Origin of the sequence: Mucilaginibacter sp., assembly GCF_039925265.1 — a bacterium.
In the GTDB taxonomy this organism is placed as follows: domain Bacteria; phylum Bacteroidota; class Bacteroidia; order Sphingobacteriales; family Sphingobacteriaceae; genus Mucilaginibacter.
The window spans coordinates 113,550-124,472 of record NZ_JBDSZG010000057.1; the positions used below are offsets into that span (position 1 = coordinate 113,550).

Sequence of the window (10,923 nt, forward strand, 5' to 3'; positions counted from 1 at the left end):
TGATGAAATGTTATCCTAATATATTCCGTGCCTTTGTGGTGGCTGTGGCGCTGTCGCTTACACACGCCGCATCCGCCCAAACCGCTTATTATATCGACGGTTACCACGGCGGCATCTGGGGGCATTACCCGGATTGGAACACCCGCTTTATGGCGGATATGCTAACGAAAAACCCCAACTGGAAGGTAAACATTGAACTGGAGCCCGAAACCTGGGCCCGCGCCAAAGCCGTCGACCCGGCAGCTTACGCGGATTTTAAGACCCTCTTTGCCGATCAATCCCTCAATGGGCGCATAGAGTACGTAAACCCAGCCTACGCGCAAAGCTATAATTACAACATCTCCGGCGAGAGCATCATCAGGCAATTCAGTTATGGGACGAAGCTGGTAAAGGCGCATTTCCCCGAAGCTATTTTTACCAGTTATTCCTCCGAGGAACCATGTTTTACCAGTGCGCTGCCACAGATATTAACTTCATTTGGCTTTAAATATGCCTCGCTTAAAAACCCAAATACCTGCTGGGGTGGCTATACCCAATCGCACGCAGGGGAACTGGTGAACTGGATCGGTCCGGATGGCACCAGCGTTATCACTTCGCCGCGGTATGAGGTGGAGAAATTGTCGCCCAAATCTACCTGGCAAACTATTGCCTGGGATAATTCATCCGAATACATCAACGCCGCCTTTGCCGCGAGTATGCCGCACCCGGTAGGCATGACCTTGCAGGACGCAGGCTGGAAGAACGGCCCATTCATTGGCAGCGGACAAAAAGGGAACATAAAAAGTATTTACACCACGTGGCGGAACTATTTTGGCAACGTGGCCAAAAACGACGCCCGCGAAGACTGGAAAGTGTCACAAGAAGATATGCTGGTGAGCCTGGTTTGGGGTTCGCAGGTGATGCAGCGGATAGCGCAACAGGTGCGGGTATCCGAAAATAAACTGGTGATGGCCGAGAAACTGGCAGCTATGGCAAAGATATATAGCAAAACACCATGGCCGCAAGCACAGCTCGATTCGGCATGGCGAACACTGCTTTTATCGCAACATCACGATTGCTGGATAGTGCCTTACAACGGCAAACCCGGCGATACCTGGGCCGATAAGGTAGTTAAGTGGACAAACAACACCAACGCCATCTGCGATAGCATCATTGATAAAGCGCAGCTAAGCCTTGGCAGCGGCAAAAGCAAAGCCCGCTACGTAACGGTTTACAATACCACGGGCAGCAACAGGGCAGAGTTGGTTGCTTTTAAGCTGCCACGGGGAATAAGCCCCGCCGGGCTGGTATTGTTGGATGTTAAAGGCCAACCGGTATCTGCGCAGCTATGTGCCGATAAGAGCAGCATTATCTTTAAGGCAACGGTGCCGGCCCTGGGCTATGCTGCGTACCGCCTAACCTTAAAAGATAGCGCCAATCGGGAGGGTTCGATGCTTAGGCAACTGGGCGATGGCAAATATTTGGTAGAAACCGACCTCTACAAAATTACGATCGATCCTTCGCACGGCGGCGCTATTAAAAGCATCATTGCCAAAAAATTAGGTAACAAAGAATTTATCGATCAGGCAAATGCGCGCAGCTTTAACGAATTGCGGGGCAATTTTTATAAGGACGGACGCTTTAAGTCGATCATTGAGCATGCGGCCAATGTGGAGATCATGGAGAACGGGCCGTTGCTGCTTAAACTCGCCGTAAAAGGGACTATCGCAGGGAATGATTATACTCAAATGATCACATTAGGGCAGAGTCAACCCCGCATTGATGTAGTCCTGAATATCGATTGGAAAGGTAACCCAGGCATTGGCAGCGAAACGCCTAAAGGAACTTACAGGTTGGATAACCCTAATAAAGCTTTTTACGACGACCGTAACAAACTGCTGGCTTATTTCCCGCTTAACCTCAAAGGGCAAAAGGTTTACAAGAACGCTCCCTTTGATGTTACCGAAAGCCGGCTGGATAATACCTTCTTCACCCGTTGGGATAGTATTAAAAATAATGTGATACTGAACTGGGCAGATGTTACTGATAAAGATGGCCAATACGGCATGGCCCTTTTTACCGACCATACCACCAGTTACGCACATGGTGAAGATTTCCCGCTGGCGCTCAATATCCAATACTCGGGCATGGGGCTTTGGGGCAGGGATCATCAAATAACCGGGCCAACCACTATCCACTACGCCCTCGTACCTCATACAGGTAAATGGGATAAAGCAGGCATCGAAGCAGAAAGCGCTAAATGGAACGAGCCATTGACGGTCGTTACGTCGCAAGGCCGACCAGTTGTTGCCGGCAGATCGCTGATACAAGTGCCCACCGGATACGAGATCTCTGCCGTAAATTTTGAAGGCGACGATATGCTGGTACGGTTATTCAATACAGGCGCGGGCAATGTTAAAAGTAAAGTGGTTTTCAATTGTAATGCTGATAAAGCTACGTTGGTGGAGTTGGATGGCAGGGTAGGGAAGACCCTGCAATTACAAAAAACAAAAGCAGGCGAACTGAGTACCGATATCGCTATGCCAAAGTTTGGCATCCGTACAATAAAACTGCTGAATGCAAGACGGTTTTAAGGCCATATAGTGTTGTAAGTACATCAGCAAAAAATAAGTTGGCTAAAATTTGCTAAATCGTTTTTTCTTATATAATATTGGGTTTATTTATAAACCATTTACCAAGTACAAGCCTGTATTTGTACGTTTTTAATTTTTAGATGATCGCGGGAGTAACGGTAATTACAAGCTAATTTAAGTAGTGTAATGAGTTATTTCTGCCAACCAATTATAGTACCCAACCATGTTTAAACCTGTAGTAAAATATTTTGCGTTCACCCTTGTGGCGAGTTTTGCGTTTATGCCGGTGCTGTGTGCCCAAAGCCCGGCATCGTATGTTAACCCTTTCATCGGCGCAAGCACCAGCACGGCCGACGCAGGTGTTTATCACGGCCTTGGCAAAACCTTCCCGGGGGCAGCTACACCTTATGGGATGGTGCAGTTGAGTCCGAATACCATTACCGGCGGCGATAACGGCTCGGGCTACAGCTATGAACATACCAGCATAGAGGGCTTTGCCTTTACACAAATGAGCGGCATAGGCTGGTACGGCGACTTGGGTAATTTCCTGGTAATGCCAACCACGGGCACACTAAAAACAAAGGCTGGCACCATTGCGCACCCTGAAGGCGGTTACCGGTCCATGTATGCTAAACCAAGCGAAAAATCATCGGCAGGTTACTATAGCGTGCAACTTACCGATAACAACATCAAGGCCGAAATGACCGCCGCGCCGCATAGCGGCATGTTGCGCTTCACTTTTCCGCAAAACAAGCTATCGCGCATTCAGATAGATTTGGCCCGCAGGGTAGGCGGTACCTCCACTTTGCAATATGTAAGAGTGGTAAATGCCAACACCATCGAAGGTTGGATGAAATGCACACCCGACGGCGGTGGCTGGGGCAACGGTGATGGCCATGCAGATTACACGATTTACTTCTACGCGCAATTTAGCAAGCCACTTAAGGATTACGGCGTTTGGAGCGCCGATATCCCGGATGACTGGACGCGTAAACGCGAAGAAGTTGGCAGCGATAAATACCAGGAACGGGTGGGTAAATCCGCTATCCTCAAAGGCATTAAAGAAAAACAAGGCAAACATTTGGGCTTTTATACAAACTTTGCCACAAGGGCAAAAGAGCAGGTGCTGATGAAATCGGGCATCTCCTTTGTAAGTATCGCCGGTGCAAAAGGCAACCTTGCCGCAGAAATTACCGACTGGGATTTTGACGCCCTCCACAAGCGTACGGTAGCCCTTTGGAACAAAGCATTGGCCAAAGTTGCTATACAGGGCGGCACGCTGGAGCAGAAAAAGGTATTCTACACCGCGCTGTACCACACCATGATAGACCCCCGCATCGTAAACGATGTAGATGGTCATTACCCCGGTGGCGATGGCAAGGCGCACTTAAACGCGGCCTTTAAAAAACGCACCATTTTTAGCGGCTGGGATGTTTTTCGCAGTCAGATGCCGCTGCAAACCATCATCAACCCCTCGCTGGTGAACGATGAGATCAACTCGCTGATTACCCTGGCAGGCGAAAAGAACAAAAACTACCTGGAGCGCTGGGAACTGCTCAACGCCTACAGCGGCTGCATGTTTGGCAACCCTGCCGTATCGGTGATAACCGATGCTTACGCTAAGGGCATCCGTAATTACGATGTAAATAAGGCGTACGAACTTTCAATAGGTTCTGTAGAAAAATTTGGCAATGGCGATAAGGGCTACACCTCTGGCGGTAACAGCATCGCTTTAACCTTGGAGTACGCCTATACCGAATGGTGCGCGTCGCAGCTGGCGCGCTGGTTAAAGCACCCGCAGGATGCCGCCAAATATGCGTCGCGAAGCAAAAGCTATAAAAATATATGGGATAAGGATAAGGGCTGGTTTCGCCCCCGCGAGGACGATGGCAGCTGGAAAGTCTGGCCGGATTCGGGCCGTTTAACGCAATGGTACGGTACCTTTGAAACCAACCCTTACCAGCAGGGCTGGTTTGTACCGCAGGATGTGGATGGCATGGTGCAACTGATGGGGGGCAAAGAAAAAGTATTAGCCGATTTGAACAAACTCTTCGCCAAAACGCCGGAGAACATGATGTGGAACGACTATTATAACCACGCCAACGAGCCTGTACACCATGTGCCGTTCCTGTACAACCGCCTTGGTCAGCCATGGCTTACACAGAAATGGACCCGCGAGATTTGTCGCCGCGCTTATAAAAACTCGGTAGAAGGTTTGGTAGGGAACGAGGATGTGGGACAAATGTCGGCTTGGTATGTGCTGGCAGCCAGCGGCTTGCACCCGGTTACGCCGGGTGATACCAGGCAGGAAATTACCAGCCCGGTGTTTGATAAGGTAACCTTAAAGCTCGATCCAAAATATGCTAAAGGACAGTTCTTCAGCATCATCGCCAAAAATAATTCAACAAAAAATATATACATACAAAGCGCTAAACTAAACGGCAAGTCCTACAGCAAATGCTGGCTGGATTTTAAAGACATCGCCGCAGGCGGAACGCTTGAACTAACCATGGGTGCCGAACCAAACAAAAGCTGGGGCACAAACTAAAACGATATGAAGAAAATTTATTTATTATTGGCAGGCATAGGTTTATATACGGGCGTTTTGGCCCAAACTGTGGCGCCATTTAAGGCGGGCGATAGGGTGGTCTTTGTGGGTAACAGCATTACCGATGGCGGGCATTACCATTCGTACATCTGGCTGTATTACATGACGCATTTCCCCAACCGCCGTATGCAATTTTTTAATGTAGGCATTGGCGGTGACGCCATAGGGCAAATGGCCGACAGGATTGATGCCGACGCGTTGAGCAAAAAGCCAACCGTGCTCACCCTCACCTGGGGCATGAACGATACCGGCTATTTTGAATGGTACCGCAAGGATGGGCAGACATTTATTGAAAACCGGCTGGCTGGTAACTACAAAATATACGCCGCGCTGGAAGATAAGCTGAAAAAACATACCGAGATCCGCAAGATCCTGATCCTGGGTTCGCCGTATGACGAAACCAGCAAGTTCACTACCAAAAATATCTACCCCGGTAAAGCTGCTGCTTTCTCTAAAGTGATAGATTATCAGAAGGCGAGTGCCGAAAAGAACAACTGGGGCTATGTGGATTTTTACCACCCGATGGATGCCATCAACAAACGCGAACAGTTAAAGGATACATCCTTTAGCCTTACGCCAAACGACCGTATCCACCCGGATAACGATGGGCATTTGGTAATGGCCTACCTGTTTTTGAAAACACAGGGACTGTCCAATGCCGTGGTGGCCGATGTTGCCATCAACGCGGCATCAAAAAGCATATCAAAAGCGGTAAACAGCAAGGTGTTAAATTTATCTGTAATTGCTAAATCGATATCTTTTAACTATTTAGCTAACTCCCTTCCTTATCCTTTAGATACCGTTCCACGTGGCTGGGGCAACCGAAAAAAGCAGTCGGAAGCACTTAAGGTGATCCCATTTACCAATGATTTTAACCGCGAAATGCTGACCGTAAAAAGCCTTGCAGCCGGCAAGTACGACCTGCTGATAGACGGTGAAAAAATGGGCAGCTGGAATGCGGACGACCTCGCCAACGGTATCAACATGGCCGAGATTACTACCACCCCGCAATACCAGCAAGCCATACAGGTGCGCGAACTAAACGAAGAGCGCTGGGAAATAGAGCGCCGTTTAAGGAATTATATGTGGATGGAATACGACTTTTTAAAAGAGAAGGGTCTGTTATATAAGGACAGTAACGCCGCTATGGATACGGTATCAAAATACGCCCGCACAAATATTTTTGTGAACGGCAACAAGGACAACTACAGCCGCGCCCGTTACAAAAGCCTGCGCGATGCCTGGCAGAAAGAGATGGATGTATTAACCGACCAGATCTACGCCATTAACAAACCGCAAACCCATCACATCGAGATAATCGCTTCAAAATAATACCAGCTAATAACATGAATACCAAAAGAATTATAACGTTACTGCTTATTTGCGCGGCATCGCTTGGCTTAAAAGCAACCGCTGCTACAATAGACACCGCCATTACGCACAGCGCGAGCATGAATAAGGATTTGAAGGCCGTAATTATTAAGCCTGCCGACTATTCAACCGCGCAAAAATACCCGGTGATGTACCTGCTGCATGGTTTTAGCGGCAATTATTCCGATTGGATAAAAAAGATCCCCGCCATTACTAAACTGGCCGATACCTATCATTTTATCATTGTTTGCCCCGATGGCGCTTTTGCCGGTTGGTATTTTGATAGCCCCGTGAATAAGGATTTTAGGTACGAAACCTACGTGGCTAACGAGTTGGTGAGCTATGTAGATAAACACTACGCCACCATTGCCAACCGTAAGGGGAGAGCCATTACCGGGCTAAGCATGGGCGGGCATGGTGCTTTGTTTTTAGCCTTTAAACACCAGAATGTTTTTGGTGCCGCGGGCAGCATGAGCGGTGTGGTAGATATCCGCCAGTTTGCGGATAGTTACGGTATTGAGGCGTTGCTGGGCAAGTACAGTGAGCATCCCGACGTATGGGAGCAGCACTGCGTGGTGAGCCTGCTTTACCTGGTAAAACCAAACGCCCTCGCGCTTACATTTGATTGCGGTTACGATGATGGCATGTACAGCGGCAACCAAGAACTGCACGAGAAATTACTGGAGCGCAAAATACCGCATGATTACACGGTGAAGCCCGGCGGCCATTCCTGGGAATATTGGGGTAACTCGATAACCTACCAGGGGCTGTTTTTTAGCAGGTATTTTAACGGTGAAAAGTAGGAGCGGGGAGTATTGTTAAAAACATTGATTATAACCCATTTAAAGCTTATTAAAATGTTAAATAATAGCGGGTTGGGATTGCAAATTATTAAAAATAAAAAAAACTTGAAAAAAGTTTGCTAAATCGTTTTTACAGCTTATATTAGCAGTATAAATTAATGCCAGAATTATAAACCAATTATTCGATCAGCAAACAGACCCTTAAAAATGTGTGTTTTCGTTCGATTTGCTAAAACGATTTTTCAATCCAAAAAAAAAATAAAATGCTGAAGCTTAGCCGCTTTGGTACATTAACCCTATAGTATGAAAAAAATTTACTTTCAGTCGGTTGTTTATTCTTCTCTCCTGCTGCTTTTCCTGTTGGCATCCTGTAAAAAGGATAGTTTCCTGGGGCAAACCACCACCTCAAACCTTACAGAAGAAACCGTATTTAAGGATAGCGCCAATACGGTGAGCTTCTTAGCGGGTATTTATACCAATGTGGGTTTCAGCGCGTCGGCCAGCAGGTTTACTTATGGTTTCGGTACGCCAAATGGCGGTATTGATGCCTCTTCAGACGAGGCGGAGGTGTTCAATTCCGGCGGTTCTACAGCGCTGGCGTGGGAGAGCGGAACCATTAACGCGGCAGTAGTTACCGATGATGCTTACAAAAAGCCGTATGTAAACATCCGCGCGGTAAACCAGTTGTTAAAAAACCTGCCCAAATCGCCCATCAACGCATTTGTTAAAACGCAAATGAAGGCCGAGGCCCGTTTCTTGAGGGCATGGTACTACGCCATTCTGTTGAAGCATTACGGCGGTATTCATTTGGTTGGCGACAGTATTTATAACTATACCGATAAGATCCCCGCAGCGCGTAACACCTACGAGGAGTGTGTGAATTATATTGTTGCAGAATGTAACGCCGCAGCGCTCGATCTGCCTACCACACAAAGCGGTGTAAACTATGGTCGTGCGTCAAAAGGCGCTTGTCTGGCTTTAAAATCAAGGGTGCTGCTTTATGCTGCCAGTCCGTTATTCAATGGCGAATCGCTTACCGGAAGTAAAAACGACGCTGTTTTAGGGTACACTTCTTTCAGCCGTGAGCGCTGGAAACTGGCCGAGGATGCCGCTGCCGCGGTAATAGGCCTTACTACTTATAATTTGTATGTTGATAATGGCACCAGCCCCGGCTTTGGCTTTCAATCCCTGTTCACACAGCGTTTCAACAGCGAGTATATTTTTCAATTTATGAGCTCGGCCGGCAATTACGACCTGGAGGCGTTGTTCCAACCGCCATCACGTACCGGGCAAAACGGAGCGTTCCCATTGCAGGGTTTGGTTGATGCCTTCCCGATGAGTAATGGCAAAGCCATCACCGATCCTACATCAGGTTACGACCCTCAAAAACCATATCTCAACCGCGATCCGCGCCTGGATTATACCGTTATCCGCGATCAGACACCTATTCAAAACAGGCTTTCGGCCGGGCTTTCCCCTGTAAATATTTACCAGGGTACGTTCAACGGCATATCTACCGGACCCGATGCCGTACATATTGGTACTTCAACAGGTTATTACACCAATAAAATGCTGGCGCCAAACGCGGTTGCTAATGATTTTACCCACCGTACAGATCGTGTTTTACCGTTGATACGCTACGCGGAGATCTTACTGAACTATGCCGAAGCTGCTAACGAATATGATGGCCCCACCAGCCAGGTTTATGCCGCAGTGCAGGCCATCCGCCAAAGGGCAGGTTTAAACCCTTACCAGTTACCTGCCGGTTTAAGCCAGGTAGCTATGCGCGACGTGATCCGCAACGAAAGGCGCATTGAGCTTGCTTTTGAAGAGCACCGTTTTTGGGATGTACGCCGCTGGAAGATAGCGGAAACAACCGATAACATCCAAACCATGGGGATGGAAGTTAACCGCAACGGTGCAGCCGTTACCTATACACAGTTTCCGGTGCGTAAACGCAACTTCCGTACGGCTATGTACCTGTGGCCGTTGCCGCAAAGCGAAGTGGCTAAATCCACAGATCTGATCCAAAACCCTGGTTATTAATAGGATACCAACATATAATATGAAAAAGATATATCAAATAAAAGCGCTGCTACTGGTTATGACGATTGCCGTATTAGCCACATCATGCAAAACCGAAAAGGTGCTGCCGCAAAAAGAAGCGTTGAAAGATATTACCGGCAGCTGGCAGGTGATAAAAGCCACCCGCAACGGTACCGATCTGACTTCGATCATCGATTTCAGCGCATTTAAAATAAACTTCGCTTCGGGTGGGTACACGCTGGTGAACAGGCTGCCTTTTTTGGTTAACCAGGATGGCGCCTTCGCGCTCGACGACCCGCAGTATCCATACAAAATAACTTTTACCGCCGCCGGGAAAACGCCGATAGCAACCGCGTTTACTTACCCTATAGTAAATGGCAAAAGGCAGCTGAGCTTAACCTTCAGCCCGGGCTGTACTAATAACTCTTATGTGTACGTACTTCAAAAAGTTAACTAACCACTGCCTTAAACCGAATACAGACAGATTATGAGAACATCATTACATATAAAAGGCAAAAATTTGTGGCGGGCATGCGCCTGCCTTATCCTGGGCATTGCACTGGCCTGCTGCGGCGAAGTAATTACCGGGGTAGACCAGCCCTCAACCGCTAAAGTTGGCGATATAGTGCCTATCACGGTGCATATTTCTATCCCTACGGCAGGTAACGGCGGGCCCGATTACCTGGTATTGGGTATACTGGTGCCAAAAGGCTGGAAAGCCGCGCAAAACACAACCATTACCTACACCAGCCCGCAAGGCGATGGCACCATGAGCCTGATACCGGATGGATCGCTGCCAAAAAACGGCGGAGGGTTAACCTGGTCGGCTTACATGAAGAAAACCTTTGGCAACGCGGGTAACCTCATAGATGATATGGAATGGGTAGCCTACCAAACCGATAAGGCTTACATCCACGAAGGCGGGCACACCATCAGCGGCGATCTGCTCATTAAAATGAAGGTAGCTGCCGATGGTAACAACACCCTTGTAAAATTAGGCTATGTAATTACCGATACCGGCAACGGCTTCATCAGCGATGGCAACGGGACATATTTCAGCCAAAAATCGACTGATTGTTTTGAAGTAACCGGCGGCACCGGCGACATTATAGATTTTTGTAACCCTCAGCTCACCATTGTTGATCCGCCGAAATCGCTTGATAATGATTTTGTTACGCTAACATTTGACGGCAACGTGGTAACCACCCCGCTTAGCGGCGCAAGTGAAGTTTACCTATGCGCGAAAGCCTATACCAGTGATGGCAAAGTCATTACCCTGTGCGAACAAACCGCCAAAACATTGATGAAACAAACATCGGCGACGAGTAAGCGGTACCAGCTTACGTTTTGGCCAAAATCGTTTTTTAACACAACAGACGCGCAAACCATAGTGAAGATGGAATACTTTGTCACCAACAAGGCCAACACCGAAAGTGTGGGCTATGGTAACACTAAAGAGCCATTTGTGTACACCTTTAAATGCGGATAATCAGCTTATAATATAAAACAGTTGGCGCCATCA

General features: G+C 48.0%; 7 protein-coding genes. All 7 read left to right on the forward strand.

What is annotated here, in order from left to right; genetic code table 11:
- Window positions 1-2: 2 nt before the first annotated feature.
- Window positions 3-2,573, forward strand: coding sequence for a glycoside hydrolase family 38 C-terminal domain-containing protein (locus tag ABIX36_RS24930; RefSeq protein WP_348084884.1), 2,571 nt, complete (start codon window positions 3-5; stop codon window positions 2,571-2,573).
- Between the two features lie 223 nt (window positions 2,574-2,796).
- Window positions 2,797-5,121, forward strand: coding sequence for a GH92 family glycosyl hydrolase (locus tag ABIX36_RS24935; protein ID WP_348084885.1), 2,325 nt, complete (start codon window positions 2,797-2,799; stop codon window positions 5,119-5,121).
- A 6-nt stretch (window positions 5,122-5,127) separates the two neighbouring features.
- Window positions 5,128-6,513 carry an SGNH/GDSL hydrolase family protein gene (locus ABIX36_RS24940; RefSeq protein WP_348084886.1) on the forward strand — a complete coding sequence of 462 codons (1,386 nt, stop codon included), beginning with the start codon at window positions 5,128-5,130 and terminating at the stop codon, window positions 6,511-6,513.
- A gap of 14 nt (window positions 6,514-6,527) precedes the next feature.
- Entirely contained in the window at window positions 6,528-7,355 is an 828-nt protein-coding gene (locus ABIX36_RS24945; protein WP_348084887.1) for an alpha/beta hydrolase family protein, read from the forward strand.
- Between the two features lie 303 nt (window positions 7,356-7,658).
- On the forward strand, window positions 7,659-9,401 hold the full coding sequence (locus ABIX36_RS24950; RefSeq protein WP_348084888.1) for a RagB/SusD family nutrient uptake outer membrane protein: 1,743 nt from the start codon (window positions 7,659-7,661) through the stop codon (window positions 9,399-9,401).
- Window positions 9,402-9,420: 19 nt separating this feature from the next.
- A complete protein-coding gene (locus tag ABIX36_RS24955) occupies window positions 9,421-9,858 on the forward strand; it encodes a DUF5004 domain-containing protein (protein WP_348084889.1) in 438 nt (145 codons plus the stop codon).
- A gap of 30 nt (window positions 9,859-9,888) precedes the next feature.
- Window positions 9,889-10,890, forward strand: a complete 1,002-nt coding sequence (locus ABIX36_RS24960) for a DUF4961 domain-containing protein (RefSeq protein WP_348084890.1) — start codon at window positions 9,889-9,891, stop codon at window positions 10,888-10,890.
- The last annotated feature ends 33 nt before the right edge of the window (window positions 10,891-10,923 follow it).

Bases quoted from the DNA above. Each gene is read 5' to 3' on its own strand.
- ABIX36_RS24930 (WP_348084884.1), top strand. From the start codon at position 3: ATGAAATGTTATCCTAATATATTCCGTGCCTTTGTGGTGGCTGTGGCG.
- ABIX36_RS24935 (WP_348084885.1), top strand. From the start codon at position 2,797: ATGTTTAAACCTGTAGTAAAATATTTTGCGTTCACCCTTGTGGCGAGT.
- ABIX36_RS24940 (WP_348084886.1), top strand. From the start codon at position 5,128: ATGAAGAAAATTTATTTATTATTGGCAGGCATAGGTTTATATACGGGC.
- ABIX36_RS24945 (WP_348084887.1), top strand. From the start codon at position 6,528: ATGAATACCAAAAGAATTATAACGTTACTGCTTATTTGCGCGGCATCG.
- ABIX36_RS24950 (WP_348084888.1), top strand. From the start codon at position 7,659: ATGAAAAAAATTTACTTTCAGTCGGTTGTTTATTCTTCTCTCCTGCTG.
- ABIX36_RS24955 (WP_348084889.1), top strand. From the start codon at position 9,421: ATGAAAAAGATATATCAAATAAAAGCGCTGCTACTGGTTATGACGATT.
- ABIX36_RS24960 (WP_348084890.1), top strand. From the start codon at position 9,889: ATGAGAACATCATTACATATAAAAGGCAAAAATTTGTGGCGGGCATGC.